Origin of the sequence: Qipengyuania huizhouensis (assembly GCF_019711635.1) — a bacterium.
GTDB lineage: Bacteria > Pseudomonadota > Alphaproteobacteria > Sphingomonadales > Sphingomonadaceae > Qipengyuania > Qipengyuania huizhouensis.
The window spans coordinates 23997-49683 of the sequence record NZ_JAIGNT010000013.1 but is presented as its reverse complement, the minus strand read 5'-3'; the positions used below and the strand labels follow the sequence as shown (position 1 = coordinate 49683).

Sequence of the window (25687 nt, the reverse complement as noted above, 5' to 3'; positions counted from 1 at the left end):
GCGGGATGGGAAGAGTAATGCTACTGTGCTGTTTAGCGCTGGGGGCATGTAGCAGCCCTTCATCAGACGACGCTGCGTATCGCTCACTTGAGGCGGAGATACGAGAGCTCGAAACGCGGCTTCAAGCGTCCGAAGACCGGCTACTCAGACACGTTATCGAAGATACACCCGGCTCTGTATGGCTTCGGCAATCGGATGATGGATATTCCTACCTCAGAAATGAGCTGGGTTCGCTTTCTTTCCAACTGGAAGGAATTGAGGCGAGTGGGCAGGGGTCCCGTGTCGCAGTCACGATTGGAAATCCAACAACCGCGAGAATCACGAAATTGTCGCTGTCCGGAGAGTGGGGGCAGCTTAATGCCGAAGGTGCTCCGGATATGGACACCGCAAAACCATTTGATTTGAGCGTCTCCGCTGTTTTGCAACCGGGGAGCTGGAACGAGGTGGAGTTTGTGTTGGATTCTGCCAAACCCAGTGAGCTTGGGTATATCAATATTGAACAAGCTGAACCTCAGGCAATGACGCTGAACGCATTATAAGCGCCCTTAGTCCTGCCGAGGGTGCACCTAAAAAACCTTACGGGGGCCCACGCGTAGCGCTATCTGCGACCGTTTTGGCATCCGCTTCTCGCCACATGCGGCTGGTCTGATCAAGATCAGTCCCTGTGGTGCAAAAAGGCGCGAGTTTAGTCGCTAATCAGCCCCGTAGAATGTATAGAAGAATGTATAAACGCCAAGCGATAAAATCCATTATCTAACTGAAATATATCACTTTTGCGAAATTGGTCGGGGAGAGAGGATTCGAACCTCCGGCCCCTGCCTCCCGAAGACAGTGCTCTACCAGGCTGAGCTACTCCCCGACCGGATCGGCCCGTGGCGTTTAAAAGCCAGCGGGTGCGAAGCAGGCGCGGCCTATAGGTGTGGATTGCAACTGGCGCAAGCGCGCTTTTGCCTTATTTTGCTCCTAGGGTCTGTACCGACCACAAGAGTATCGATTGCCCGTGCCCGACACCCATTTCGAACAGCAATATCTCGACCTCATGCGCCTCATCTGGCTCGAGGGAGACGAGCGGCGTGACCGGACGGGCGTTGGCACGCGTTCGATCTTCGGCGCGACACTGCGGTTCGACCTTTCCGATGGCGCGATGCCGCTAGTCACCACCAAGCGGGTCTATTGGAAGACCGCGACCCGGGAACTTCTATGGTTTCTCACAGGGGAAACCAACATTCGCCCGCTGGTGCTACAGGGCGTCAAGATCTGGAACGAGTGGCCCCATGCACGCTATGTGGAGGAGACGGGCAAGGATATCGCGATTGACGACTTCGTTCAGCGGATCGCCGACGATGTAGATTTTGCCGCACAATGGGGTGATCTGGGCCCGGTTTATGGCAAGCAATGGGTCGACTGGCCAACCTATCAGCCGGTGAAGGGCGGCCTGTTCCGCAAAGGTCGGGGTGTCAACCAGGTGGCCGAAGTAGTTCGATCTCTACGCGAGAATCCCGGGAGCCGCAGGCACATTATCGAGGGATGGAACGTCGCCGAGGTTCCGCAAATGGCGCTCCCCCCCTGCCACAAGACCTACCAGTACCATGTGTCGACCGGGATCGATGGAGAGCCGCGCCTCAACGGCATCCTTTATCAACGCAGTTGCGACGTGGCACTTGGCCTGCCGTTCAATCTGTGGTCGGCTGCGTTGCTCCAGCGCATGCTGGCGCAACAGGCGGGTATGGAGCCCGGCGAGTTCGTCTGGATGGGGGGCGATACGCACCTCTATCTCAACCACGAACATCTGGTGAAGGAGCAGTTGTCGCGGGAACCTCAAGGCCTGCCACGGCTTGAAATCGTGCGACGTCCATCGACTATCTTCGACTACCGGATTGAGGATTTCGCGGTTCACGACTACACGCCGCACGGGCCGATCAAAGCCCCCGTAGCGGTGTGACACGAAGCGGACTCAAGCTTCACTTGACCGCTACGCTCGCGCGAAATAAAATAACGCGCAAGCGTAAGATTACGTCTGGGAGACGATTCTATGGCCGACAGGCCTCAAGGTACTGCGAAAGCCGGTGATAACCGTCCAAAGCTTTCGCTTCACGTACCCGAACCCAAATTCCGCCCTGGTGATGCGGTCGATTTCTCGCATATCGTAGTTCCGGAGGCGGGGGCGCAGCCACGGCCCGACGAAACGACCGATCCCAAGGATATGCTCGATTTCGCCCATGGGCTGATCCGGGTCCTGGGCGAAGACAACAAGGCGCACGGGCCGTGGGACCCGAAGCTCGACCCTGAAACCTTGCGAAAAATGCTCGGTCACATGGCCATGACGCGGGCCTTCGACGAGCGGATGTTCCGCGGGCAGCGCCAGGGCAAGACCAGCTTCTACATGAAGTGCACCGGGGAAGAGGCGACCAGCGTTTCGGCCTCGATGGCGCTCGCGGCGGACGATATGGTCTTCCCCAGCTATCGCCAGCAGGGCATCCTGATCCAGCGTGGTTATCCGATGATCGAGATGATCAACCAGATCTACTCGAACAAGGGTGACAAGCTGAAGGGCCGCCAGCTGCCGATCATGTACTCCAGCAAGGAGCACAGTTTCTTCACCATCTCGGGCAACCTAGCCACGCAGACCCCGCAGGCAGTTGGTTGGGCAATGGCATCGGCAATCAAGGGCGACAGCCGGATCGCAGCGACCTGGGTAGGCGAGGGCAGCACCGCGGAAGGCGACTTTCATTCCGCCTGTCTGTTTGCTACCGTCTACAACGCGCCGGTTATCCTCAACGTCGTCAACAACCAGTGGGCGATTTCCAGCTTCAGCGGTTTTGCCGGGGCCGAACGCGCCACTTTTGCTGCGCGCGGGGTGGGCTATGGCATTGCTTCGCTGCGGGTGGACGGTAACGATCCGCTGGCCTGTTATGCGGCGGAGCAGTGGGCTGCTAATCGCGCCCGTGCCAATGCCGGACCGACCCTGATCGAGTTCTTCTCCTACCGCGCTGAAGGCCACTCTACCTCCGACGATCCCAGCGGTTATCGCAGCGCGCAGGAGCGGGAAGAATGGCCGCTCGGCGATCCGGTCATGCGTCTCAAGAACCACCTCATCGAGCTCGGCGAGTGGGACGAGGAGAGGCAGGAAAAGATGGATCTCGAGGCGGCGGAATACGTCAAGAAGACCACCAAGGAGGCCGAGGCCAACGGCATTCTGGGGCATGGTCTCCACCACCCGTTCCGCACCATGTTCGAAGACGTTTTCGAAGAGCTGCCCTGGCACCTCAAAGAGCAGAGCGAGCAGGCAATTCACGAGCGCAAAACCAAATTCCCAGAAGGGTTGCCCGAGGCATGAGCGACACCAAGACCAAGGACGCATCCGCCACCGAGGGCCAGACAGACCGCCGACTGAACATGATCGAGGCTGTCAATGAAGCGCTTGATGTGATGATGGAACGCGATCCGAACACCGTCATCATGGGCGAGGACGTGGGCTATTTCGGTGGTGTCTTCCGGTGCACGGCGGGCCTGCAGGAAAAATACGGCAAGACCCGCGTTTTCGACACGCCGATTTCCGAATGCGGCATTATCGCTGCGGCAGTGGGGATGGGGGCATACGGCCTGCGCCCGGTGCCGGAAATCCAGTTTGCCGATTATATCTACCCCGGTCTCGACCAGCTGATTTCGGAGGCGGCTCGCCTGCGCTATCGGTCTGCGGCGGAATATACTGCGCCCATTACCGTGCGCAGCCCCTTCGGCGGCGGCATTTTCGGCGGCCAGACGCACAGCCAGAGCCCGGAGGCGATCTTCGCCCATGTTTCCGGCCTGAAGACGGTCATCCCGGCGACCCCCTATGACGCGAAGGGCCTGTTGATCAGTGCGATCGAGGATAACGACCCGGTCATTTTCTTCGAGCCCAAGCGCATCTACAACGGCCCGTTCTCGGGATATTACGACAAGCCGGTCGAACCTTGGAAGCGCTTCGAGGCCAGCATCGTGCCCGAAGGCTATTACAACATCCCGCTCGGCAAGGCGCGCTATGCCACGAAGGGGGACGAGCTTACCATCCTCGCCTATGGCACCATGGTCCATGTGGTCGAAGCGATCTGCCGCGAAAAGGGCGTGGAGGCCGACATCGTCGACCTGCGCACCATCGTGCCGGTCGATATCGAAACGATCGAGGAATCGGTCAGGAAGACCGGGCGTTGCCTCATCGTCCATGAAGCGACCCGAACCGCCGGTTTCGGTGCGGAGCTTTCCGCGCTGGTCACAGAACGCTGCTTCTACCATCTGGAAGCCCCGGTCCTGCGCGTGACCGGCTTCGACACGCCTTATCCCCACAGCCTCGAGTGGGCGTATTTCCCGGGTCCGATCCGCATCGGCGAGGCCCTCGACAAGATTCTGAGCGAGTAACCGCAATGGCCAAGTTCACATTCAACATGCCCGATATCGGCGAAGGCATTGCCGAGGCGGAAATCGTCCAGTGGCACAAGAAAGTCGGCGACACCGTCCAGGAGGACGAGGAATTCGTCGACATGATGACCGACAAGGCCACTGTGCCGATGGAAAGCCCGGTCACCGGCAAGATCCTCGAAGTGGCGGGCGAAGAAGGCGACATGGTCTCGATCGGCTCGATGCTGGTGGTGATCGAGGTCGAAGGCGAAGTGCCCGACGAGGTCATCGAAGAGAACGAGGCCGCAACCGAAGCGACGCCTGCTCCTTCGCCGAAGGCCAAGGAAGTCGAAGAGCGTATCGAGGTCGAGAATTCGGACGCCGGCGATGCCGACGATGCGATGGCGGCCGACCCCGCACCGCCGCCTGCGCCCGCGCCGACCCCGGCACCCGAACCGGCACCGGCAGCTGCCGCCAAGGTTCTTGCCAGTCCGGCCGTGCGCAAGCGTGCGAAGGAACTCGGCGTCGATCTGGGCCAGGTGAAGCCTTCCGAAGAAGGCCGCATCCGCCACGGCGATCTCGACCAGTTCCTGTCCTACAATTCGGGTTACGCGCCTGCCGCGAGAACGCGCGAGGACGAGGAGCGGAAAGTCATCGGGATGCGCCGCCGCATCGCCGAAAACATGGCCGCTTCGAAACGCAATATCCCGCATTTTACCTATGTCGAGGAATGCGACGTCACCGATCTGGAAGTGCTGCGCGCCCAGCTCAACGACAGCCGCAGCCGCGGCGACAAGCCCAAGCTCACCATATTGCCGCTGCTGATCACGGCGATCTGCAAGACGCTGCCCGACTTCCCGATGATCAACGCCCGCTATGACGACGAGGCAGGCGTGGTGACACGCCACGGTGCGGTCAATCTGGGCATGGCGGCGCAGACCGATGCCGGGCTGATGGTCCCGGTCATCAAGAATGCGCATTCCAGGAACCTGTGGCAGCTCGCCAACGAGATTTCGCGTCTCGCCGATGCCGCGCGCAACGGCACTGCGAAGAAAGAAGACATGGAAGGCGGCACGCTGACCGTGACCTCGCTCGGCCCGCTGGGCGGCGTTGCGACCACGCCGGTCATCAACCGTCCCGAAGTGGCCATCATCGGCCCGAACCGCATCATCGAACGCCCGATGTATGTGACAGGCAGCGATGGTGCAGAGCGGATCGAGAAGCGCAAGCTGATGAACATATCGATCAGCTGCGATCACCGCGTTGTCGACGGCTTCGATGCGGCAAGCTTCATCCAGGCCTTGAAAAAGCTGCTGGAAACCCCGGCGCTGATCCTGGTCGACTGATTTCGGAAGCTTCCGCTTCGGCGGGAGTTTTCATTTGGCAGGCGGTTCAGACACGGCTGAATACGACATGCCTATCGCCGATATCGCCGCCCAGCATGACGAGATATACGGCGAGAATGCCTTCGTCAGCCCGTTTTGCCCCATACGATTTCGTCCGCCCGAAACCGGCCCGAAGAGAAAACTTCGGGTAAATTTCGGCCGCCCGTCCAGCTCCGGCAAAAAGTGCGAATTTTCCCATCCAATTTGCGTTGACAGGAATCGGAGCCTCCACTAGATGCGCGGCTCCCAAGGGGCGCTACAGCGCAAATGCGCGGGTGTAGCTCAGTTGGTTAGAGTATCGGCCTGTCACGCCGAGGGTCGCGGGTTCGAGTCCCGTCACTCGCGCCACCTTGGGATATTACCTCATTCCTGATGCTTGTCGCAAAAATAGGCGGTTCGTCCGCCGACCTTCGCGCTCGAGCGTCGGGCGCCAAGATTCGTTTCTGACAGTTCCGCTCAACCCGCTGCGCGCAGGCGGCGCAGGTTCTCTTCATGACCGGCCCTGTCGATCTTGTAGCGAGAAACGCAGTACAGCGCACTCAGCCACAGCAGGAGGAGAGTGGGGGCATAGAAAGCCCCCAGACGCCACAACGTTTCCGACGAAACAGTGTCGGGGTCGGCGCCTTCGGGAAAGGCGATGAGCGACAGGATCACGCCGGCAGCCGCCACCCCGATTCCCTGGGTAACTTTCCGGGTAAAGGTCATCGCTGCGTAATAGACCCCTTCGCTCCTGCGGCCGGTGCGCAGCTGGTTCGATTCCACGAGATCGGCAATCATCGAATAGGACACCGCCTGCACCGCAATGATGAGAGCGAGGTCGATCACGTTGATCCCCAGCACCAGAGGGAAAAGCAGCGGATCTCCATTCTCTGGCATCAGGTCCGCGAGGCGGAGGAGGACGGGCGCCGGCTGGATGGTGAAGGCAAGCAGCCCAAGCGTAATCGTGGCGCGTTTCTTGCCCAGTCGCCGCGTTGCCCAGGGGGCGAGCAGGAAACCCAGCAGCGCGGAGAAAAAGACGGTGCAGGTCCAGATGAAGATCTGGAATTCGCCGAAGCCCCAGAAATACCGCAGTATCAGGAAGGCGAGGGCAGCCGAGAGCCCGGTGGCAATGGCGAAGAGGACGGTGGCGAAAAACAGGGCGAGGAAGCTCTTCTCGCTCAGCGTTTCGATCATTTCGCGAAAGATGCGCGTGACGCTGTATCGCTCGCCCGTGGCGACGGGGCGGTGGAGGAAGGGTATCCGGCTGTGGGTGCCAAGTGCCGATACCATGATCGCGGCGAAAATCAGGACCGAGGAAATGATGCCGTAGGTGGCATAGGCTTCCCGGTCGAGCATGCCGAGCGGGCCGGTCAGCAGGGCGCCGAACATGACTACGCTCATGATGCTCCCGCCGGACCAGCCGAAAAACAACCTGTAGGACTGGAGGCTGGTACGTTCGTCATAGTCGGTCGAAAGTTCGGGGATGAGCGCAGAACTCGGCGTTTCGTAGAAAGTGATGAAGGTGCGGATAAGCACCGCGAGGCAGGTCAGATAGAGGAAGAGACCCGTCTGGCTCAGTTCGGGTGGGTTCCACAGCAGGAAATAGCTGAATGCGACGGGCAAAGCGGCGGCATACATGAAGGGATGGCGCCTGCCCCATTTGCTGCGGAAATTGTCCGACCAGTATCCCACCAGCGGATCGGATACCGCATCGAACACCAGTGCAATCAGGATGGCGAGCCCGACGAGGCCCGGCTCCAGCCCGATGACGGTGCCGTAGAAGAGCAGCAGGAAATAGTCGAAACCGTTGTTCTTGATACCGAACGCCGCGGCGCCGAAGCCGTGCGCAAGTTTCAATCCCACCGACGGTTTGTCGGCGCCCGCGCCATCACCTGCCATAATCTCTCCCTCGGGAGGGACGCTATCGGAGCAGGTTGCCCTTGGCAATCAGCGCCAGTTGCCGGTTTCCATCCATTTGAGGAAGCGGCCCAGCGGCAGCAGCCAGACGAGGCCGAGGAATAGATAGATCGCAGTTTGAACCAGCGTCGGCCAGTCGCCGATCAGGTCCGGCATGTAGCGCGCGACCACGATGCCATAGACGATCAGCACCAGAAGCAGGCCGAGCAGGCCGACGGGGATGCGCCAGGTCGGTTCGGTTCTCATGCGAAGGGTCCGTAAATCCGGGTGGGGGTCACGACAGCCCGCAGGGGCTGGTCGTGATCTTCGGTGGGCAGGTCTTCGACCAGCTGGCAGTCCCAGGCGAGACCGATGGGCGTGGCCTCAGGATGGTCCGCCAGCCACCGGTCGTAATGTCCGCCGCCCTGGCCAAGGCGGTTGCCGCTGCCGGAAAAGCCGATGAGCGGCACGAAGAGCACGTCGGGGATGAGCACGGGCGCGTCTGCGAAGGGCTGGAGCAGTCCGAACGGCCCGACCTCCAGATCCTCTTCGTCATAGGGATCGGAGAAACGCGCGAATTCCATTGCGGCATTGCGGCTCGCAAAGCGGGGCAGGGCGATCTCGTGGCCGCGATCGAGGAAGAACTTGGCATAGGATGCCGCCGGTGCCTCGAACGGGTTTGCCCGGTAGAGGCCGACCACCGCGTCTTCGGGCACAAGTTCGAGCAGCGGAGCAGGCGGGCGGTGGAACACCAGCGCGCGCATGGAGTCGGGCAGCGCCGCGACCTGATCGCGCCGGGCGGCGCGCAAATGCTTGCGGAGAGACTGTTTGTCCAAAAGCCGTTCGTCCTGAGCTTGTCGAAGGACCGGTCTGCCTTCTTGAGTGGCACATAAAGCGAAGTGCGGGGGGTGGGCAATGCCCAGCTTCGCTTCCGACAAGCTCAGCCCGAACGGCTATCAAACGCACAGCCGAAATAGAACTTCCGCGCTCAAGCGGCGCAGCATTAGCGCGAATATAAGTGACGGGACCGCCATGGGTCGTTGCCGGAAAATCCTCTGACGCCTTCACGTCAGGTGGGCGCCGTATATCCAGATTGCCAGGACGAACCCGCCAATCCGGTAGGGACAGCTCCCTTGGATTGCTTATAGCCTCAGGGATGTTCATGCGGCTCGTGCCGGGCAGCCCCGCCGCTGCCCTATTTAGGAGGTGTGCGAGCTACCCTCAAGCCTCGTCGCTGCATTTTCGAGCGAGGCTGCGAGCCGTTCGAGCTTTTCGGCGACGCCATTGGTGTCGATGGCTGGCGGCGGCGGCGCGCTTGACTGTGCCGCCGTGCCCTGAGCTTCCTCGAGTTCGTCGGCCAGTATCAGCGCGGCAAAGAGCAGGTTCTTGGCCTCGTTGCTCGACAGGTTCGGGCCCATTGACGCCAGCTTGCTATCGATCACCGCTGCGAGCCGCTGGACGTTTTCTTCCTGCCCGTCGGCGCAGGAAACGGTATAGTGCCGTCCGCCGACCTTGAGCCGCACGTCACTCATTTCTCGAGGCTTTCGATGAGATCGTCGAGCTGCGAGAGGCTTGCCGATACACGGGCCTTCAGCGCCTCGTGCCGTGCGGCGATTTCGCCATCGCCGCCTTGCTGGCTTGCCTGCGCCTCGATCCGCGCAAGCGCGCGTTCGATCCTGTCGATAGCGCCGGAGATACGTTGCTCGCTCATACCTGCCCCGAATTAACGCCAAGAGGCTGTCTTGGCAAAGGCTTGCGGCTGCCTGTTGATAAATCGCGCAAGCAAGGCGGAGTGGTCTTCCTCACCGCGCCTCGGGTTGACCTTGCGCGCGCCCTCCGCGAAGGGTGCGCGCGCGTCGAATCGCCCCATATTTTCGGAGAATGATCCCCATGAGTCTCGACACCGCTCGCATGGTCCGGATGGCCAACGCCATCAGGGCACTTTCCATGGATGCGGTGCAGGCGGCAAACTCGGGGCATCCCGGCATGCCGATGGGGATGGCGGATGTGGCCACCGTGCTGTGGAGCGAATTTCTCCGGCACGATCCCAAGGCGCCTGACTGGGCCGACCGCGACCGCTTCGTTCTGTCGGCCGGTCATGGCTCGATGCTGATCTACAGCCTGCTGCACCTTTCGGGTTATGAACGCCCGACGATCGACGATATCCGCAATTTCCGCCAGCTGGGTTCGCCCTGCGCTGGCCATCCGGAAAACTTCCTGCTCGACGGCGTCGAATGCACCACCGGTCCGCTGGGGCAGGGGCTTGCGATGGCAGTCGGCATGACGATTGCGGAGCGTCATCTCAACGCGCTGTTCGGCGATGATCTGGTTGACCACCGCACCTGGGTGATTGCTGGCGACGGCTGCCTGATGGAAGGCATCAACCACGAAGCGATCGGGCTTGCCGGACATCTCAAGCTCGGCCGGATGAATGTGCTGTGGGACGATAACCGCATTACCATCGACGGCGATACCGACCTTTCGACCAGCGAGGATATCAAGGCGCGCTACGAGGCGACCGGATGGCACGTTACGACGTGTGACGGGCATGATTTCGCCGATATCCGCCGCGCGCTGGCAGAAGCTGCCGCCGATCCGCGCCCGTCGCTGGTCGCCTGTAAGACGGTGATCGGCAAGGGTGCGCCGAACAAGGGCGGGACGCATCATGTCCATGGCGCTCCGCTGGGGGCAGAGGAAATCGCCGCCACGCGCGAAGCGCTGGGCTGGACCTCCGCGCCGTTCGAGGTTCCCGCAGAGATACTCGCCGACTGGCGCGCGACGGGCGAACGTGGAGCAGCTGCTCATGCCGCATGGCATAAGCGACTGACAAGCGATGCTGATCGGCGCGCGCGGTTCGAAAATCACATGATGGGCGTATCCGATCTCGCCGCTCCGGCACTCGAGGCCTATATTCAGGGTATTGCCGCCAATCCTCCCAAGGTGGCAACGCGCAAGGCCTCCGAAATGGCACTCGGCCCGCTGACCGAGAAGCTGCCGCAGCTGATAGGCGGTTCGGCCGACCTGACCGGCTCGAACAACACCAAGACCCCTTCGACCACGCCTTTCAGCGCTGATGATTACGCGGGCCGCTATGTCTATTACGGTATCCGTGAATTCGGCATGGCAGCCGCGATGAACGGTATGATGCTGCATGGCGGCGTGGTACCATATGGCGGTACATTCCTGATTTTCAGCGATTATTGTCGCAATGCCATCCGCCTCTCCGCACTCCAGCAGATCGGCACGGTCTATGTGCTGACGCATGACAGCATCGGCCTGGGCGAAGACGGACCGACACACCAGCCTATCGAACAGGTGATGAGCCTGCGCCTTATCCCCAACCTCAGCGTCTATCGCCCCGCCGATGCCATCGAGACGGCGGAATGCTGGGCACTGGCGCTGCAGACTCCCGAAACGCCTTCGGTGCTGGCGCTGACCCGCCAGAACCTCACCCCCGTGCGTGGCGAGGGTGACGAAGACTGGACCGGCGCAAGCAACCGCTGCGCGAAGGGCGGTTATCGCCTGCGTTCGGCCGAGGCGACGCGCAAGGTGGTGCTGCTCGCTTCGGGCTCCGAAGTCGAAGTGGCCGTCGCTACCGCAGAGGCGCTGGAAGCGCAGGGCATTGGCGCCGATGTCGTCTCCATGCCCTGCACTGAATTGTTCGATGCGCAGGACGCGGCCTATCGTGCAGACCTATTGCCTGCCGATGCACTCAAGGTTTCGATAGAAGCGGGCGTCACCATCGGTTGGGAGCGTTACACGGGCGTGGACGGGCTCAATATCGGTATCGATCGTTTCGGCGCCAGTGCACCGGCAAGCGATCTCTTCGAGAAATTCGGCATCACGGCGGACGCCATCGTTCCGCAAATCATGAACAAATTGAACGGTTAAGCAGGAGCTTTTCGCATGACCACCAAGGTTGCAATCAATGGTTTCGGACGTATCGGCCGCCTCGTGGCGCGCGCAATCCTGGAACGCGACGATCACGATCTCGAACTCGTCAGCATCAACGATCTCGCCGACACCAAATCCAACGCCCTGCTGTTCCAGTATGACAGCACGCATGGCCGTTTTCCCGGCACCGTCGAGGTTGGGGACAACGCCATCATCGTGAATGGCAAGTCGATTGCAGTGACCAGCGAACGTAACCCGGGCGACCTGCCTCATGCAGCGCAGGGCATCGATATCGTGCTCGAATGCACCGGCTTCTTCCAGAGCCACGAGCAGGCCGAACCGCACCTGAAGGCGGGCGCCAAGCGTGTGCTCATTTCGGCTCCGGCGAAGAACGTTTCCGCCACTATCGTTTACGGCGTGAACCACGAAACGCTGACGGCGGAAGACGTAATCGTCTCCAACGCCAGCTGCACCACCAACTGCCTCGCGCCCATGGCGAAGGTGCTCCACGAAACCGTGGGTATCGAACGTGGCTTCATGACCACGATCCACAGCTACACCAACGACCAGCGCATGCTCGACCAGATGCATGGCGACATGCGCCGCGCACGCGGCGGTGCACAGAACATGATCCCGACCACCACCGGCGCAGCGCGCGCGGTCGGCCTGGTTCTGCCCGAGCTGGCCGGAAAGCTCGACGGATCGTCGGTCCGTGTACCGACGCCGAACGTCAGTCTCGTCGATCTCGTTTTCACCTCCGGCCGCGATACGAGCGCAGAGGAACTGAACGCAGCGCTCAAGGCTGCTTCGGAAGGCAAGATGAAGGGCGTGCTCGACTACACCGACCAGCCGCTCGTCTCTTCCGACTTCAACCACTATCCGGCCAGCTCGACCATCGACAGCCTCGAAACCAGCGTCATGGAAGGCAAGCTTGCCCGCGTCGTCAGCTGGTATGATAATGAATGGGGCTTCTCGAACCGCATGATCGACACCACCGGCGTGATGGCGAAGTTCCTCTGACAAATCTCACCCGTTCGCCCTGAGCTTGTCGAAGGGCCGTCCTTTCTTTGAGTGCTGAGCCGGAAGTAAGAACGGGGCTTCGACAGGCTCAGCCCTAACGGAACCGGACTCATGGCGAAATTCAAGACCCTGGACGACCTTGGCGACATCACCGGCAAGGTCGCGCTCGTGCGGGTCGACCTGAACCTTCCGATGAAGGACGGGTCGGCCACCGACGTCACAAGGGTCGAAGCTGTGAAGCCAACCATCCTCGAACTATGCGAGCGCGGAGCGAAAGTCCTGCTGCTTGCGCATTACGGGCGTCCCAAGGGCCAGCGCTATTCGACAATGAGCACCAGCTTCGTGCAGGGCGACGTCGAGAAGGTCCTTGGCAAGGAGATCATGTTCATTCCCGAGGTCATGGGACCGGTAGTCGAACAATCGATCGGCATCCTGTCGGATGGCGATATCGGATTGCTGGACAATGTCCGCTTCTGGCCCGGCGAAGAGGCGAACGATCCCGACTTCGCCAAAGGCATCGCCACTCTCGGCGATTTCTATGTGAACGACGCCTTTTCCGCCGCGCACCGCGCCCATGCCACCACCGAAGGCCTGGCGCACCATCTGCCGGCCTATGCGGGCCGCGCGATGGAGGCCGAACTCAAGGCGCTGGATGCTGCTCTCGGCAGTCCGGAGCAGCCGGTCGCTGCGGTCGTTGGCGGAGCAAAGGTTTCCACCAAGCTCGATGTGCTGGAGAACCTTGTTGGCAGGGTGCAGCACCTGATAATCGGCGGCGGAATGGCGAATACTTTCCTCGCCGCGCGCGGTGTCGATGTAGGCAAGTCGCTATGCGAGCATGATCTCACCGATACGGCGAACCGCATCATGGACCGGGCCGACCATGCCGGTTGCACCGTCCACTTGCCGTATGACGTCGTGGTCGCGAAAGAATTCGCGGCCAATCCGCCGAGCATGCGGATCTGCAACGTACACGAAGTCGCCTCGGACGAGATGATCCTCGACGTCGGCCCACAGGCGGTCGAGGCACTGGGCGACGTGCTCAAGACCTGCCGCACACTGGTTTGGAACGGCCCGCTGGGCGCATTCGAGACCGAGCCTTTCGACACGGCGACCGTGGCACTCGCCAAGACGGCGGCTGCACTGACGCAGGATGGCTCGCTGACCTCGGTCGCAGGCGGGGGTGACACCGTCGCCGCACTCGCGCATGCTGGCGTGAAGGACGATTTCACCTTTGTATCGACTGCCGGAGGGGCATTTCTCGAATGGATGGAAGGCAAACAGCTACCCGGGGTCGCCGCGCTCTCTCGCTGATCGGCGCGCTGTTGCTCGCTCCCGCTGCCGCCTTGGCACAAGAGCCCGAGGAGCAGTTCGACGCCTTCCTCGAAGAGTTCCGTAGCGAGCACATGATCCCTTCGTTGAGCGCCGTCATCGTGCGCGATGGCGAAGTCGCCTGGGAAGGCTATTACGGCTATTACGACGACGAGGGCGAACGGCCGACCAACGCCGATACAACCTACAAGATCGCCTCCACCACCAAGCCGATATCGGCCACCGCCATTCTAGCCGAGCATCTGGCAGGGGGCCTCGATCTCGACTTGCCCATGCGCAGCGACGAAGGGTGGCAGGAATTGTGCGATTACTTCGCCACCACGCCCATTCCCTTCATGAAAGGCGGCACAGACCGGCTCGGCAACACGATAGCCCCGGTGGACTGCAAGAAAATGACGACTCTTGCCGAGATGCTCGACATGCGGGCGAACGGTGAGACATTCGTTTACAACCCGATCCTGTTTGCCCGCATCGATCGTGCCATCGAGGGTGCCGGGGGGCGGTCCTTGCGCGCCATCGTGCGCGAACGCGTGGCGGATCCGGCAGGCATGCATGATTCGGCGCTAGGATGGCATGATCCCAAGGGCGGGGCAGCGCTACGCAATTTCGCTTTCGCATACCATGTCGTCGATGGCCGCGTGCAGAAGCAACCTTTGTCCGATGACGATTTCCGCGCAGCTGCCGGGATCATTGCCAGCCCGCGTGCGCTGGCAGCATTCGATATAGCCTTCGATGCGGGAACGCTGATCCCACCGAGCTACAGGCAGGAACTGGTCGAGCGCGAAATCGGGCCGCTCGGAGATTATCGTCTCGGCTGGTTCCTCGAGGACTGGGAAGGAAAGCGCCTGTTGTGGCACTCCGGATGGGATGAGCAGAAAGGATCGGCGCTCTATCTCAAGGTGCCGAAGAAGAACCTGACCCTGATCGTGCTCGCCAATACCGAAGCAATCTGGTGGCATAATTCACTGGTCAAGGCGGAGGTGGTCGAGAGCATCATCGCCCGAACTTTCCTCGATATTTTCGCAAGCGACGCGGCACTGAAGAAACCGGCTTAACGATAATCGGGATTGGGCGCGTCGAAGCGGCGGCCATCTTTCCACAAATCGACCGAATTGCCCCATGCCGGGATGCCGCCCGCATCCTTCAACATGCGCGCCATGTGCATCAGGTTCCATGTCATGAAGGTAGTGTTACGGCGGGTGAAGTCGTTGTCGAAGCCGACATAGCCGCTGCCGTCTTCCTTGGCATCGCCATAGCTCGGGCCTGGTCCCGCTTCGCCGATCCAGCCCGCATCGGCCTGCGGCGGGATGGTATAGCCGACATGCTGGAGCGAATAGAGGACGCCCATGCCGACATGTTTGATGCCGTCTTCGTTACCCGTGACGATGCACCCTCCGACCTTGCCGTAGAAAACATATTGGCCCTTGTCGTTGGTCTGGCCCGAATGAGCATAGAGCCTTTCGATCAGGCGTTGGCAGACGGAGGATTTTTCGCCCAGCCAGATGGGGGTGCCGATCACGAGTATGTCGGATGCATCGACCTTCTTCCAGATTTTCGGCCAGTCGTCCCGTTCCGCCCCATGCTCTGCCATGTCGGGATAGATGCCGGGCGCAATTTCGTGATCCACTAGCCGCACCTGATCGAGTGAGACATTGTTCCGCACCAGGATCGCCTCGACCACGCCGAGGAGCTTGTCGGTATGCGAGCCTTCGGGTGAGCGTTTCAAGGTGCAGTTGATCGTCAGCGCCCTGAGATCCGAATAGTCGTTCGAATGGTCGTCGCACAGCTTCTTCTGGGTCTCGTCGAGCATGGATTCTCCTGTCTCTATCAAGGATTACGAACGGCATTGCGAATTGTTGCACCCCGGCTGTTGCAGGTGCGAAGGGCCTTTTGTATGGGCCGCGCATACGAATGCAGACCCACGGGGATTCTTACATGACTTTCGACGAAATGCGCGACCGGATCGCACACGGGCAGGGCTTTATTGCGGCACTGGACCAGTCGGGCGGTTCCACCCCCAAGGCGCTGCGTGGATACGGCGTGGAAGATGGCGAATGGGACGGCGACGAGCAGATGTTCGGCCTCATCCACGAAATGCGCCAGCGCATCATCGAGGCACCCTGCTTCGGCAATGGCAAGGTCATCGGGGCGATCCTGTTCGAAAAGACCATGGAAGGGACAAGCGGCGGAAAGAGCGTGCCGGCGCGCCTGAAGGAACGCGGCATCGTGCCCTTTCTCAAGGTCGACAAGGGCCTCGAGGACGAGCGCGACGGTGCGCAGTTGATGAAGCAGAACCCCAATCTCGAGGCGATGTGCGCGCGGGCGAAGGATCTCGGCGTGTTCGGCACCAAGATGCGCAGCGTGATCAAGTCGGCCAATCCGGTGGGGATCAAGGAAGCCGTGCGCCAGCAGTTTGCAGAAGGCGCACGCATACTGTCCTGCGGCCTCGTGCCCATGCTCGAGCCCGAATACGACATCACCTCTGCCGACCGTGCCGAGGGCGAGAAGATCATGCTCGAAGCGATCGAGGAAGGGCTTGTAGCGCTTCCCGAGGGCCAGCAGGTCATGCTCAAGCTTTCGATTCCGAAGGAGGCAGGGCTTTACTCCGGTCTGACGAAGCATCCCAGGGTGCTGCGTGTGGTCGCGCTTTCGGGCGGGTATTCGACCGACGAGGCTTGTGCCGAGCTGGCGAAAAACCCGGGCATGATCGCCAGCTTCAGCCGCGGCTTGCTGCAGGATCTGCGCAAGCAGCAGAGCGATGAGGAATTCGACGGCACGCTGTCAGGTGCGATTGACCGCATTCACGCAGCCAGCGTGGCCTGATCCCTCGCAGCGAGCGGGCTAGCGCCGCTCGTAAACGAAGCGGTATTCGCCGGGCTGCGTTTCGCGGTCCTGCCGTTTTTCGGGCAGGCCGGAGACGAGCACGTAGGTGCGGCTGAGGACCTCGTGCGGTTCGCCCAGCGTCAGGTCCACCGTCTGCGCCCAGTGGGTCGAGGTAATGCGGGTCGAAACGGTGAGCTTGCCGGCCCATACGCAGCGCGCATTCTCCGGGCACCTGCTGTCCTCCACCACCGCGAGCGGGGTGAGGATCGCATCGCCCGTCCAGACGGGTTCGCCAATGCCGACCGGGGTCCCCTGTGCCGCCGCATCCTTCCCGACGCGGGGCGTATCGGGGATTACCGCGCAGGAAGCGAGCGGGAGGGCGATGAGCGCGAGCGCGAATATTCTTGCCATGGCTGTGAGATAGCGCCCGCTTCGCTTTCCCCAATCTGAATGTCGACGAACAGCGTTCTTGGCGATACGGAGCGGAGCGATGGCCCAAAAGATAATCACGCAGCTTTACCTGATCTCGCCGCTCGACGTTTCGGGCGACTTTCCTCGCAGGCTCGAACGCGCGCTCGAAGCGGGGAAGGGCGTCGTCACCGCTTTCCAGTTCCGGGTGAAGGGGATCGACCAGCACGAGGCCGCTGCGCTTGCCGTACCGTTGCAGGAAATCTGCGCGGCGCACGAAGTGGCCTTCATCGTCAACGATTCGATTGCGCTGGCCAAGAGACTGAAGGCCGATGGCGTCCATCTGGGCCAAGGCGATGGCGATGTGAAAGAGGCACGCGAGGAACTCGGCCGCGAAGCCCAGATTGGCGTGACCTGCCATGCATCGCGCCACCTCGCGATCGAAGCAGGCGAGGCCGGTGCCGATTATGTCGCCTTTGGAGCCTTTTTCCCGAGCGAAACCAAGGAAACCGAGCATCGTGCGGAATTGCAGTTGCTCGAATGGTGGAACGAAATGGTCGAAATTCCCTCGGTCGCCATTGGCGGGATCTCTCCGGAAAATTGCAGGCCGATCATCGAAGCCGGGGCAGACTTCCTGGCGGTATCCGGCGCAGTCTGGTCGGGCGATGAGGTTGCAGCCGTGAAAGCCTTTGCGGAGCAAATCTCCAAGGCATGAGTTGTCTCACTGAACGGGGCGGGTCGCCTCCCCAAATTTCAGGAGATACCTCGTGCGCACATTTCTATTTGTTGCAGCTTCTTCGATCGCCCTCGCGGCATGCGGTATGAACGGTGCCGAAGAGGAAAACGATACGGGCACCGTCCAGGCCGAACCTGCCGAAGATTACGGATACGAAACCTACGACGAGAACAATCTCGCCGACTCCATGGCATCGAACGACGAAGAATCGCGCCAGGATGACGTGATCCCCGATCCGGAAGAGCGCCCGATCATGCAGGCGCAGGTCGTGCTGGACCGGCAAGGCTGGGGGCCGGGCGTGATCGATGGCAAGATGGGCATGAGCACGGAAAACGCATTGCGCGGTTTCCAGGAAGCCAACGATCTGGAAATCACCGGCGAGCTGGACGAGGCGACCGAAACGGCGCTGGCGGACTGGGATTCAATTCCTGCGACACGTGTTGTCACCATCCCGGAAAGCTGGGGAGACGCCCGGTATTACGAGATTCCGGAGGACCCGGCAGAGAAAGCCGAGATGGAAAGGCTTGGATACAAGTCGCTCGACGAGCGGCTGGCAGAGCGCTTTCACACGACGGTAGAGGTGCTCCGCGAACTCAACCCGAACGGCCGACCTGCCGGGGCCGGTTCGCCTGCGGAGGCAAGCGAAGGAAATGCCGATCAACCTGCACCCGCTGGCTCGAGCGATGGCTATTTCAAGGCTGGTCAGCAAGTCCGCGTGCCCAATATCGGTGCCGACCGGATCGAGAAGGGCGCGATAGAAGATCGGGACTGGCAAACAACGCTCGCAAGTCTTGGAGTGGGCACCGAGCAGCCCGAAGTCGACCGTATCGTGGTCAGCAAGGCGGGCAAGACGCTGAAAGCGTACCAGGGCGACGAACTCGTCGCACTTTTCACCGTCAGCTCTGGCTCGAGCGAATTTCCCCTGCCATTGGGCGAATGGGACATTGTCGGCGAGGCATACAATCCAACTTACCAATATGATCCCGAGGTGCTTGGCAAAGACGATGCGGAGGGTGGTGTCCATACTTTTCCGCCCGGCCCCAACGGCCCGGTCGGAGTGGTCTGGATCGATCTGTCGAAGGAACACTACGGCATCCACGGCACGCCTGATCCGGAAACGATCGGCCGTGCACAATCGAGCGGCTGCGTGCGGTTGACGAATTGGGACGCCGCCAGGCTCGCCGGAATGGTGTCTCAATCTACCAGAGTGATTTTCGAAAGCTGACAGGCTAGGAAGTGCGAATGAAAATCATCGATCGAATACTTACCATCGTCGTCACGGCTACGATTACCAGCGCGATCTGGATCGTGGCGGGTGGCAGCCTGATCGAAAACGCCACGGCCGATAGTCAGCGCGAGAATACGCGGCCTGCCGAATCCGCGCCAAGCCCTTCGCCAACGCGGGCCGGCCCTGCCGAACCGGGTACGGAGACGCCGGTCTCCGACGAAGCCCGCAATGCCAAGCCCCTCAACACCGAATTCGCCCGGATGATCGAAGAGGGAGCGGCAAAGGATCTGATCATCCCCGTACTCAATGTGAGCTCCTCCGAACTATCCGATACGTTTACCGACTCCCGTGGCGGCGGCGAGCGATTGCACGAGGCGATCGATATCATGGCTCCCAAGGGTACCAGCGTGATTGCAGCGGGACCGGGAATTGTCGAAAAGATGTTCGAATCCGATGCCGGGGGGAATACGTTGTATATCCGCTCGTCCGACGGGCGCACGATCCATTATTATGCCCATCTCGACCGATATGCGAGGGGGCTCAAGGAAGGACAGCAGGTGCGGCGGGGACAGCGCCTTGGCGAAGTGGGATCAAGCGGGAATGCCTCGGAGGACGCTCCGCATCTTCATTTTGCAATTCTTCAAACGACACAAGATGCGGAGTGGTGGGAACCAGCGAACGCGATCAATCCCTATCCACTTCTGAAGGGTTCCCAGGACAACTAGTCGCTTATCGGACCAGCCCTGTGACAGCGCAAGCGGCCCAGCTTGCCGCTTCGGTCGATTTCCTGAAGCATGCCGGAAGACACGCGCATCATGCGCATGCCTTTCATGGGGCCGCGGGTGAAAGTGATGCGCTTGCCTTCCATCAGGTAGGTCCCCGATCCATTGCCGGCGGTGTAGCTCGACGCGCCGGTAATAGCGAAATTACGCCCCTCGACCTCTCGCCAGGCTGGGCCGTCTGCACTGCCCGGCAGCGCGCAGACGTATTCGCCCTGCGGTAACAGGCCGAGGCGACCCTGCGCCAGTACGGGAGATGCGGTAAGCGTCGCAGCGGACGCCAACACGGCGATTGCAAACGATTTCACGTCATACCCTCCAAGACCCTCTTATAGGGATATTGCCGCAAAATTTCCACCGCCTTGCCGTGCGCCCTGCCAGCCTGTAAGGGCGCTCACGCACGACCGTTCGATGCCGGACGGCGCTCTTTCACATCGAGGCAGACTCCCATGAAAATCAGCGGCGTGGACATCCGTCCGGGCAACATCATCGAATATGAAGGCGGCATCTGGAAAGTCGCCAAGATCCAGCACACCCAGCCGGGCAAGGGTGGTGCCTATATGCAGGTCGAAATGAAGAACCTGCAGGACGGCCGCAAGACCAACGTCCGCTTCCGTAGCGCCGACACGGTCGAGAAGGTCCGTCTCGATACCGAAGAATACCAGTTCCTTTATGAAGATGGCGATATGCTCGTCTTCATGGACCAGAACACCTATGAGCAGATTACTCTGCCGAGCGATCTTCTGGGCGATGCCCGTCCGTTCCTGCAGGACGGAATGCAGGTGAAGCTGGAACTGTGGGAAGAGAAGCCGATCTCGGTCGAGCTTCCGGCGCAGATCGAAGCCGAAATCGTCGAAGCAGATGCCGTGGTGAAGGGGCAGACCGCCTCCTCCAGCTACAAGCCTGCCGTGCTGGACAACGGCGTGCGCATCATGGTTCCTCCGCATATCGGAAGCGGAACGCGCATCATCGTCGACGTCTACGAACAGAGCTACGTCGGCAAGGCGAGCTGAGGGGCGCAGACATGGGCAAATCCATCGCCAGTCGTTTCGATAATGTCGACATCGCCAAAAGCACGCTGCGCGCGGTCATCATCAACGATGACGAGCTGACGCTGGAGATGGATTTCTGCCTTGAGCCTGCACATCCGGACTATGAAGAGCCCGGCGCGGGCGAAGAGTGCTGCTGGCATCCCGGCCTGCTCAAGTTCGCCGGGATCAGCAAGCTGCAGCTCGACCGGCGCGAAACCGCCGGCGACGGGATGCAGCGCCGCTTCGCTATCGAAACATTCAACATCGAGGGCACGAAGTTCGACATGGCCTGCGAGTGGGGCGACATCCACCTGCAGGCGCGTTCGATCCGCGTCCTGACCGAATAAGAGAGTATAATGGCCGCAATTTCCGGACTGATCCGCGTGATGGAGAAGGCCGCGCGCAAGGCGGGTGGCCGCCTGCGCCGCGACTTCGGCGAGATCGAGCACCTGCAGGTAAGCCGCAAGGGCCCTTCCGACTTCGTGTCCAAGGCCGACATGCGGGCCGAGCGCGCAATCTACGACGAACTTCTGGCCGCGCGCCCCGATTGGGGTTTCGAGATGGAAGAAGCCGGAACGATCGAGGGGAAGGACGGCATGCCGCGCTGGATCGTCGACCCGCTCGACGGAACCAGCAATTTCCTGCACGGCATCCCGCATTTCGCGATCAGCATCGCGGTGCAGGAGCGCAAGCTGGGCAGCGACGATTGGGGCGATGTCACTGCCGCGGTGGTCTATAACCCGGTTACCGACGAGACTTTCTGGGCCGAGAAGACGCGCGGCGCGTGGCTGCATGACGGCCGCCTGCGCGTTTCATCTCGCCGCAATCCGTCGGAAGCGCTGGTCGCCACCGGCATTCCCTTCTCCGGTCATGGCGATTTTTCCGAATGGTCGAAGATATTCAACGCCATCGGGCCCAATGTGGCGGGCATCCGCCGGTTCGGCGCCGCTTCGCTCGATCTCGCCTGGCTCGCCGCCGGACGTTTCGACGGCTTCTGGGAGAGCGGCCTCAATGACTGGGACACAGCGGCCGGATGCCTGATCGTGCGCGAAGCGGGCGGCTTCGTTTCCGACTTCCGCGGCCGTTCGGAGCAGATTCACTCGAAGCAGATCCTCGCAGCGAACGATCAGTTGCATTCCAAACTGCACAAGATGCTCGCGAATGCGCTCAAGTAGGGTGGCGATTGCGGGCGATTTTCATTGAAAGCTTGATGCGGCAAAGACGCGCGGCTAACGCGTCGCGCTCCAGCACAGTGCCCCTGTGGCGGAATTGGTAGACGCGCTCGACTCAAAATCGAGTTTCTTACGAAGTGCCGGTTCGAGTCCGGCCAGGGGTACCATCCAGGACAATCGGTATTCGGCTCTAAGATCCGCGGGTGCAGCCCCGATATCATCGCGAAATCGCTTGATATTCGGCGATAGCGGTGGGATTGATCCGACCGGATGATCGGGATGCCGTCCTACCACGCGATTGCAGCCATGGCGGTGACAATCGCCATGTTCATCGCCTTTGCGCGTGGGCGAATGTCGGTGGAGATCATCTCGCTGATGACCATCGCCGTGATTGCGGTGGGGCTCTATTTTTTCCCGCTCGAAGGCACGGCACCTACCGACGGCCTCTCGCTTGCGTTCTCAGGCTTCGGACATTACGCACTCATCACCATCTGCGCCCTCATGATCATGGGGCGCGGTTTGGTTGTTACCGGTGCGCTGGAACCTGCTGCACGCCTCCTTGAACGGGTCTTCAAGATCAACGGGCAACTCGGCCTGTTGATTTCGCTGGTAGTTGCGATGGTCCTGTCGATGGCGGTCAACGACACGCCCGTCCTCGTGCTTCTCCTGCCCATCTTCGTCGCGCTGGCGCACCGCGGAGGCATGCCGGCGTCGAAGACGCTGATCCCCATCAACGCTGCGGTACTGATTGGAGGAATGGCCACGACGATTGGTACGTCCACGAACATTCTCGTCGTATCTATCGCCGTGGATCTCGGGATGCGCGAAATGGGCGTATTCGATTACACGCCGATCGTCCTCTTTGCGGCCGTGTTTGCTCTGCCGTACCTCTGGCTGGTTATGCCGCGCCTGCTTGGCGATAACCGGGTGTTCGACCAGCATGAATTACGCCGCTTTGTGACCCGGTTGAGAGTGACCGAGAATTCGATGCTCAACGGGCGCGAATTGGCCGAAGTGGTCAAGCGCCTCCCGGAAGGAATCGAGTTCGAGGAAGTGCCACCCGGGTTAATGCGGGCGAATCAACGCCTCACCATGACCGGCACTCACGAGGTGATCGAGGAAGCGGCAAGAGTTCTGCGCGGGGACGCTGCGCCTTCTTGGGTGATGGAGCGTATCCGTCGGAGTTCCCAGGAAAAGAGCATCGATATTGCCGTCGTCGAAATGACCGTCACGGCCGACTCTCGCCTCATCGGCCGGACGCTGCCTACCTCCGGGATTGCGGACCTCTATGGGGTAGCGGTGATTGGCCTTCACAGGCCCAAGCGGCTGGTAGGGGAAAAGGATAAGTTCTCTGTCGGCGGGGACATGCGTATCGTCGAGGGCGACGTCTTGCTCGTCATGGGCCTACCTGACGACCTGCAAAATTTCGCCCAAGGTGACAGCCTCCTCAAGCTCGAAGGCATGCGCGAATTGCCGCGCCGATCGAAGGCGGTGCTGGCCGCGGCCATCATGATCGGATCGGTTGCCTTGGCTTCGGTCGGGCTACCCTTTTTCGGGAACGAGGGGTTCTTTTTGCTCAAGGTCCCGATCGCCATTTCAGCGCTGGCGGGTGCGATCTTGATGTTCGTGACCGGCTGCGTGAAGTTCGACCGGGTCGGCCGTGCCTTGTCCGGCAAGGTGATCGTACTGGTCGCCGCCAGTATTGCGATCGGACGGATCGTTCTCGAAAGCGGGGCGGCAGACTGGCTGGGACTGCTGATTTCATCCGGCCTGCAGCATCTGCCACCTGCAGGCGTACTCGCTGCGATCATGCTGTTCGTCACTCTTCTCACCAACTTCGCGTCGAACGCGACTGCGGCCACCGTCGGTACGCCGATTGCCTTCAGCATCGCTGCGCAACTCGGCTTGCCGCCAGAGCCATTGGTGCTGGCCGTGCTGTTCGGCTGCAATCTCTGCTATGCGACGCCGATCGCATATCAGACGAATATGCTCATAATGGCCGAGGGTAGCTATGAATTTGGCGATTATATCCGCACCGGAATCCCCTTGGTGGTGATCATGGTTGCTGCGCTTTCCGTGGGACTGGTCCTGACCTACCAGCTCTAAGGGCCTTTCCTATCGCGCGTGCCTCTGCCAGTCTTGCGGCACAGAACGCGGGGTGGACCGAAGGCAGGGATTTTTCCCCTTCGGGTCCGTGTTGTATGTTTTCCATTCTGGAGGGGTAACCAGACCATGTCCTACATTCGTCCTACAGCCATCACTGCCGCTTGCGTGACAGCGCTCGCTTTCGCTTTACCGGCCAACGCGCAGGACCTGCGCACTTCGCTGGACGAAGATATGCCCGGCCTGATGGAGCTTTACCGGGATCTCCACGCACATCCCGAACTCAGCTTCGAAGAACACGAAACTGCCGCCAAGCTGGCCAAGCGGATGCGCGCGCTCGGTTTCGAGGTGACCGAAGGCGTGGGACAGACAGGCGTGGTTTCGGTCATGCGCAATGGCGATGGGCCTACCGTGATGCTGCGAGCCGACATGGACGGATTGCCCGTTGTCGAACAGACCGGATTGCCCTTTGCCAGCAAGGAAACGGCCACGCCCGCCAGCGGTGTGACGACGGGTGTCATGCATGCATGCGGTCATGATACGCACATGGCCGGATTCATCGGGGCTGCCCAGTTGCTGGCCGAGAGGAAGGATGAATGGCAAGGGACCCTGGTCATGATCCTCCAGCCCGCCGAGGAGCTGGGGCTGGGTGCGCTCGCCATGCTGGAAGACGGATTGTACGAGCGGTTCCCCAAGCCCGAATATGTGATCGCTTTCCACGATGCGGCCGCGCCCGTCCCGGCGGGCACTATCGGTTTTACACCCGGGTATGCGCTGGCGAATGTCGATAGCGTCGATATCACGGTGAAGGGCGTTGGCGGACATGGAGCCTATCCGCACACGACCAAGGACCCGATTGTCCTTGCCAGCGCGATCGTCATGAAATTGCAGACGATCGTCAGCCGCAATTCCTCGCCGCTCGATCCCGCCGTTATAACTGTCGGCAGCTTCCATTCGGGCGCGAAGCACAACATCATTTCCGACGAAGCGAAGTTGCAACTGACCGTGCGCAGCTATTCGGATGAAAGCCGACAGTTGCTGCTCGACGGCATTCGGCGCGTAGCCCGGGGCGAGGCCATTACTGCCGGGCTGCCGGAGGACCTCTATCCCGTAGTGACGGTGGAAGAGCCCTATACACCCTCGACCTTCAACGATCCCGATTTCAGCGAAGAGCTTGCAGCCGGTTTTCGCCAGCGGTTCGGCGAAGACCGGGTGATGCAGTGGCCCGCGGTCATGGGGGGCGAGGATTTCAGCCAGTTTCGCCGCGCTGCGCCGGATGACGTGAAGTCGATGATCTTCTGGATCAGCGGGACCCCAGCCGAAATGCTCATCGCGCTGGAAGAGGAGGGCAAGCCGCTGCCTTCTCTGCATTCGCCGTTCTGGGCGCCAGATGCGGAAGCGGTTGTGCGGACTGGCGCCGAAGCACTCGCTGCTGCGGCACTCGACCTGATGCCCGCCAACGGCGGATAAATTGACGGCTGCCGGAGCGTTGGGGCACTCCGGCAGCCGCTTCTCCTCCCCAGGAGAACT

Annotated in this window: 27 protein-coding genes, 3 tRNA genes and 1 other RNA gene; 20 read left to right on the top strand and 11 right to left on the bottom strand. The window is 61.0% G+C overall.

What is annotated here, in order from left to right; all coding sequences use genetic code 11:
* Window positions 1–5: 5 nt before the first annotated feature.
* On the top strand, window positions 6–539 hold the full coding sequence (locus K3180_RS10970) for a DUF3251 domain-containing protein (RefSeq protein ID WP_221540835.1): 534 nt from the start codon (window positions 6–8) through the stop codon (window positions 537–539).
* A 243-nt stretch (window positions 540–782) separates the two neighbouring features.
* Here K3180_RS10970 and K3180_RS10965 read toward each other — a convergent pair.
* A tRNA-Pro gene (locus tag K3180_RS10965) sits at window positions 783–859 on the bottom strand.
* 141 nt (window positions 860–1000) lie between these two features.
* Between K3180_RS10965 and thyA the strand changes: the two genes are divergently transcribed.
* The 4 genes from thyA to K3180_RS10945 all read left to right on the top strand — a co-directional run bounded on the left by thyA (window position 1001) and on the right by K3180_RS10945 (window position 5720).
* Complete coding sequence (gene thyA / locus K3180_RS10960; protein WP_221540833.1) at window positions 1001–1942, top strand: thymidylate synthase; 942 nt, start codon at window positions 1001–1003, stop codon at window positions 1940–1942.
* A gap of 90 nt (window positions 1943–2032) precedes the next feature.
* On the top strand, window positions 2033–3337 hold the full coding sequence (locus tag K3180_RS10955; RefSeq protein WP_221540832.1) for a 3-methyl-2-oxobutanoate dehydrogenase (2-methylpropanoyl-transferring) subunit alpha: 1305 nt from the start codon (window positions 2033–2035) through the stop codon (window positions 3335–3337).
* The gene (locus K3180_RS10950; protein ID WP_221540830.1) at window positions 3334–4395 is read left to right on the top strand and encodes an alpha-ketoacid dehydrogenase subunit beta; all 1062 of its coding nucleotides are present in this window, start codon (window positions 3334–3336) and stop codon (window positions 4393–4395) included. Before K3180_RS10955 ends, K3180_RS10950 begins: the two co-directional genes overlap by 4 nt.
* 5 nt (window positions 4396–4400) lie before the next feature.
* Window positions 4401–5720, top strand: a complete 1320-nt coding sequence (locus K3180_RS10945) for a dihydrolipoamide acetyltransferase family protein (RefSeq protein ID WP_221540828.1) — start codon at window positions 4401–4403, stop codon at window positions 5718–5720.
* Window positions 5721–5766: 46 nt separating this feature from the next.
* Here K3180_RS10945 and K3180_RS10940 read toward each other — a convergent pair whose 3' ends face one another.
* A complete protein-coding gene (locus tag K3180_RS10940; protein WP_221540826.1) occupies window positions 5767–5991 on the bottom strand; it encodes a hypothetical protein in 225 nt (74 codons plus the stop codon).
* A 39-nt stretch (window positions 5992–6030) separates the two neighbouring features.
* Here K3180_RS10940 and K3180_RS10935 point away from each other — a divergent pair.
* Window positions 6031–6107 (top strand) — tRNA-Asp (locus K3180_RS10935).
* A gap of 108 nt (window positions 6108–6215) precedes the next feature.
* On the opposite strand, the gene K3180_RS10930 is transcribed toward K3180_RS10935, so the two are convergent.
* The 6 genes from K3180_RS10930 to K3180_RS10910 form a co-directional block, all read right to left on the bottom strand.
* Window positions 6216–7637 carry an MFS transporter gene (locus K3180_RS10930; protein WP_221540824.1) on the bottom strand — a complete coding sequence of 474 codons (1422 nt, stop codon included), beginning with the start codon at window positions 7635–7637 and terminating at the stop codon, window positions 6216–6218.
* Window positions 7638–7685: 48 nt separating this feature from the next.
* The gene (locus K3180_RS10925) at window positions 7686–7901 is read right to left on the bottom strand and encodes a DUF2842 domain-containing protein (RefSeq protein ID WP_221540822.1); all 216 of its coding nucleotides are present in this window, start codon (window positions 7899–7901) and stop codon (window positions 7686–7688) included.
* On the bottom strand, window positions 7898–8470 hold the full coding sequence (locus tag K3180_RS10920; protein ID WP_221540819.1) for a 5-formyltetrahydrofolate cyclo-ligase: 573 nt from the start codon (window positions 8468–8470) through the stop codon (window positions 7898–7900). The genes K3180_RS10925 and K3180_RS10920 overlap by 4 nt, the downstream gene beginning before the upstream one ends.
* A gap of 184 nt (window positions 8471–8654) precedes the next feature.
* A non-coding RNA gene (gene ssrS / locus K3180_RS13030) (6S RNA) lies at window positions 8655–8822 on the bottom strand.
* Between the two features lie 11 nt (window positions 8823–8833).
* Window positions 8834–9166 carry a cell division protein ZapA gene (locus tag K3180_RS10915; protein ID WP_221540818.1) on the bottom strand — a complete coding sequence of 111 codons (333 nt, stop codon included), beginning with the start codon at window positions 9164–9166 and terminating at the stop codon, window positions 8834–8836.
* Entirely contained in the window at window positions 9163–9345 is a 183-nt protein-coding gene (locus K3180_RS10910; RefSeq protein WP_221540816.1) for a hypothetical protein, read from the bottom strand. Before K3180_RS10910 ends, K3180_RS10915 begins: the two co-directional genes overlap by 4 nt.
* 179 nt (window positions 9346–9524) lie before the next feature.
* Here K3180_RS10910 and tkt point away from each other — a divergent pair, with 179 nt between their 5' ends.
* From tkt to K3180_RS10890, 4 genes are all read left to right on the top strand, one after another.
* The gene (gene tkt, locus K3180_RS10905; RefSeq protein WP_221540813.1) at window positions 9525–11525 is read left to right on the top strand and encodes a transketolase; all 2001 of its coding nucleotides are present in this window, start codon (window positions 9525–9527) and stop codon (window positions 11523–11525) included.
* Window positions 11526–11540: 15 nt separating this feature from the next.
* A complete protein-coding gene (gap, locus tag K3180_RS10900) occupies window positions 11541–12548 on the top strand; it encodes a type I glyceraldehyde-3-phosphate dehydrogenase (protein WP_221540811.1) in 1008 nt (335 codons plus the stop codon).
* Between the two features lie 111 nt (window positions 12549–12659).
* On the top strand, window positions 12660–13859 hold the full coding sequence (locus K3180_RS10895) for a phosphoglycerate kinase (RefSeq protein ID WP_221540810.1): 1200 nt from the start codon (window positions 12660–12662) through the stop codon (window positions 13857–13859).
* Window positions 13811–14932 (top strand): serine hydrolase domain-containing protein, encoded by a 1122-nt coding sequence (locus K3180_RS10890; protein WP_221540808.1) that lies wholly within the window; start codon window positions 13811–13813, stop codon window positions 14930–14932. Before K3180_RS10895 ends, K3180_RS10890 begins: the two co-directional genes overlap by 49 nt.
* Here K3180_RS10890 and K3180_RS10885 read toward each other — a convergent pair.
* The gene (locus tag K3180_RS10885; protein WP_221540806.1) at window positions 14929–15687 is read right to left on the bottom strand and encodes a flavodoxin family protein; all 759 of its coding nucleotides are present in this window, start codon (window positions 15685–15687) and stop codon (window positions 14929–14931) included. The genes K3180_RS10890 and K3180_RS10885 overlap by 4 nt on opposite strands.
* Window positions 15688–15812: 125 nt before the next feature.
* On the opposite strand from K3180_RS10885, the gene K3180_RS10880 reads away from it, so the two are divergent.
* On the top strand, window positions 15813–16700 hold the full coding sequence (locus K3180_RS10880) for a fructose bisphosphate aldolase (RefSeq protein WP_221540804.1): 888 nt from the start codon (window positions 15813–15815) through the stop codon (window positions 16698–16700).
* 18 nt (window positions 16701–16718) lie between these two features.
* Here K3180_RS10880 and K3180_RS10875 read toward each other — a convergent pair whose 3' ends face one another.
* Complete coding sequence (locus tag K3180_RS10875; protein WP_221540801.1) at window positions 16719–17111, bottom strand: hypothetical protein; 393 nt, start codon at window positions 17109–17111, stop codon at window positions 16719–16721.
* Between the two features lie 79 nt (window positions 17112–17190).
* Here K3180_RS10875 and thiE point away from each other — a divergent pair, with 79 nt between their 5' ends.
* The 3 genes from thiE to K3180_RS10860 all read left to right on the top strand — a co-directional run bounded on the left by thiE (window position 17191) and on the right by K3180_RS10860 (window position 19797).
* A complete protein-coding gene (thiE, locus tag K3180_RS10870; protein WP_221540799.1) occupies window positions 17191–17823 on the top strand; it encodes a thiamine phosphate synthase in 633 nt (210 codons plus the stop codon).
* A 106-nt stretch (window positions 17824–17929) separates the two neighbouring features.
* Window positions 17930–19069, top strand: a complete 1140-nt coding sequence (locus K3180_RS10865) for a L,D-transpeptidase family protein (protein WP_221540798.1) — start codon at window positions 17930–17932, stop codon at window positions 19067–19069.
* 17 nt (window positions 19070–19086) lie between these two features.
* Entirely contained in the window at window positions 19087–19797 is a 711-nt protein-coding gene (locus K3180_RS10860; protein WP_221540797.1) for a M23 family metallopeptidase, read from the top strand.
* Here the strand turns inward: K3180_RS10860 and K3180_RS10855 are convergent.
* Window positions 19794–20159, bottom strand: a complete 366-nt coding sequence (locus K3180_RS10855) for an elongation factor P (RefSeq protein ID WP_345719468.1) — start codon at window positions 20157–20159, stop codon at window positions 19794–19796. The genes K3180_RS10860 and K3180_RS10855 overlap by 4 nt on opposite strands.
* A gap of 141 nt (window positions 20160–20300) precedes the next feature.
* On the opposite strand from K3180_RS10855, the gene efp reads away from it, so the two are divergent.
* The 6 genes from efp to K3180_RS10825 all read left to right on the top strand — a co-directional run bounded on the left by efp (window position 20301) and on the right by K3180_RS10825 (window position 25627).
* Window positions 20301–20864, top strand: coding sequence for an elongation factor P (efp, locus tag K3180_RS10850; protein WP_221540796.1), 564 nt, complete (start codon window positions 20301–20303; stop codon window positions 20862–20864).
* Between the two features lie 11 nt (window positions 20865–20875).
* Window positions 20876–21229: a hypothetical protein gene (locus K3180_RS10845; protein WP_221540795.1), complete on the top strand. Its 354-nt coding sequence runs from the start codon at window positions 20876–20878 to the stop codon at window positions 21227–21229.
* A 9-nt stretch (window positions 21230–21238) separates the two neighbouring features.
* Entirely contained in the window at window positions 21239–22057 is an 819-nt protein-coding gene (locus tag K3180_RS10840; protein ID WP_221540794.1) for an inositol monophosphatase family protein, read from the top strand.
* A 79-nt stretch (window positions 22058–22136) separates the two neighbouring features.
* A tRNA-Leu gene (locus K3180_RS10835) sits at window positions 22137–22221 on the top strand.
* 103 nt (window positions 22222–22324) lie between these two features.
* Window positions 22325–24160, top strand: a complete 1836-nt coding sequence (locus K3180_RS10830) for an SLC13 family permease (protein WP_221540793.1) — start codon at window positions 22325–22327, stop codon at window positions 24158–24160.
* A gap of 126 nt (window positions 24161–24286) precedes the next feature.
* The gene (locus tag K3180_RS10825) at window positions 24287–25627 is read left to right on the top strand and encodes an amidohydrolase (RefSeq protein WP_221540792.1); all 1341 of its coding nucleotides are present in this window, start codon (window positions 24287–24289) and stop codon (window positions 25625–25627) included.
* Window positions 25628–25687: the final 60 nt, after the last annotated feature.

Bases quoted from the DNA above. Each gene is read 5' to 3' on its own strand.
- K3180_RS10970 (WP_221540835.1), top strand. From the start codon at position 6: ATGGGAAGAGTAATGCTACTGTGCTGTTTAGCGCTGGGGGCATGTAGC.
- K3180_RS10955 (WP_221540832.1), top strand. From the start codon at position 2,033: ATGGCCGACAGGCCTCAAGGTACTGCGAAAGCCGGTGATAACCGTCCA.
- K3180_RS10950 (WP_221540830.1), top strand. From the start codon at position 3,334: ATGAGCGACACCAAGACCAAGGACGCATCCGCCACCGAGGGCCAGACA.
- K3180_RS10945 (WP_221540828.1), top strand. From the start codon at position 4,401: ATGGCCAAGTTCACATTCAACATGCCCGATATCGGCGAAGGCATTGCC.
- K3180_RS10930 (WP_221540824.1), bottom strand. From the start codon at position 7,637: ATGGCAGGTGATGGCGCGGGCGCCGACAAACCGTCGGTGGGATTGAAA.
- K3180_RS10925 (WP_221540822.1), bottom strand. From the start codon at position 7,901: ATGAGAACCGAACCGACCTGGCGCATCCCCGTCGGCCTGCTCGGCCTG.
- K3180_RS10915 (WP_221540818.1), bottom strand. From the start codon at position 9,166: ATGAGTGACGTGCGGCTCAAGGTCGGCGGACGGCACTATACCGTTTCC.
- K3180_RS10910 (WP_221540816.1), bottom strand. From the start codon at position 9,345: ATGAGCGAGCAACGTATCTCCGGCGCTATCGACAGGATCGAACGCGCG.
- tkt (WP_221540813.1), top strand. From the start codon at position 9,525: ATGAGTCTCGACACCGCTCGCATGGTCCGGATGGCCAACGCCATCAGG.
- gap (WP_221540811.1), top strand. From the start codon at position 11,541: ATGACCACCAAGGTTGCAATCAATGGTTTCGGACGTATCGGCCGCCTC.
- K3180_RS10895 (WP_221540810.1), top strand. From the start codon at position 12,660: ATGGCGAAATTCAAGACCCTGGACGACCTTGGCGACATCACCGGCAAG.
- K3180_RS10890 (WP_221540808.1), top strand. From the start codon at position 13,811: ATGGATGGAAGGCAAACAGCTACCCGGGGTCGCCGCGCTCTCTCGCTG.
- K3180_RS10885 (WP_221540806.1), bottom strand. From the start codon at position 15,687: ATGCTCGACGAGACCCAGAAGAAGCTGTGCGACGACCATTCGAACGAC.
- K3180_RS10880 (WP_221540804.1), top strand. From the start codon at position 15,813: ATGACTTTCGACGAAATGCGCGACCGGATCGCACACGGGCAGGGCTTT.
- K3180_RS10875 (WP_221540801.1), bottom strand. From the start codon at position 17,111: ATGGCAAGAATATTCGCGCTCGCGCTCATCGCCCTCCCGCTCGCTTCC.
- thiE (WP_221540799.1), top strand. From the start codon at position 17,191: ATGGCCCAAAAGATAATCACGCAGCTTTACCTGATCTCGCCGCTCGAC.
- K3180_RS10865 (WP_221540798.1), top strand. From the start codon at position 17,930: ATGAACGGTGCCGAAGAGGAAAACGATACGGGCACCGTCCAGGCCGAA.
- K3180_RS10860 (WP_221540797.1), top strand. From the start codon at position 19,087: ATGAAAATCATCGATCGAATACTTACCATCGTCGTCACGGCTACGATT.
- efp (WP_221540796.1), top strand. From the start codon at position 20,301: ATGAAAATCAGCGGCGTGGACATCCGTCCGGGCAACATCATCGAATAT.
- K3180_RS10845 (WP_221540795.1), top strand. From the start codon at position 20,876: ATGGGCAAATCCATCGCCAGTCGTTTCGATAATGTCGACATCGCCAAA.
- K3180_RS10840 (WP_221540794.1), top strand. From the start codon at position 21,239: ATGGCCGCAATTTCCGGACTGATCCGCGTGATGGAGAAGGCCGCGCGC.
- K3180_RS10830 (WP_221540793.1), top strand. From the start codon at position 22,325: ATGATCGGGATGCCGTCCTACCACGCGATTGCAGCCATGGCGGTGACA.
- K3180_RS10825 (WP_221540792.1), top strand. From the start codon at position 24,287: ATGTCCTACATTCGTCCTACAGCCATCACTGCCGCTTGCGTGACAGCG.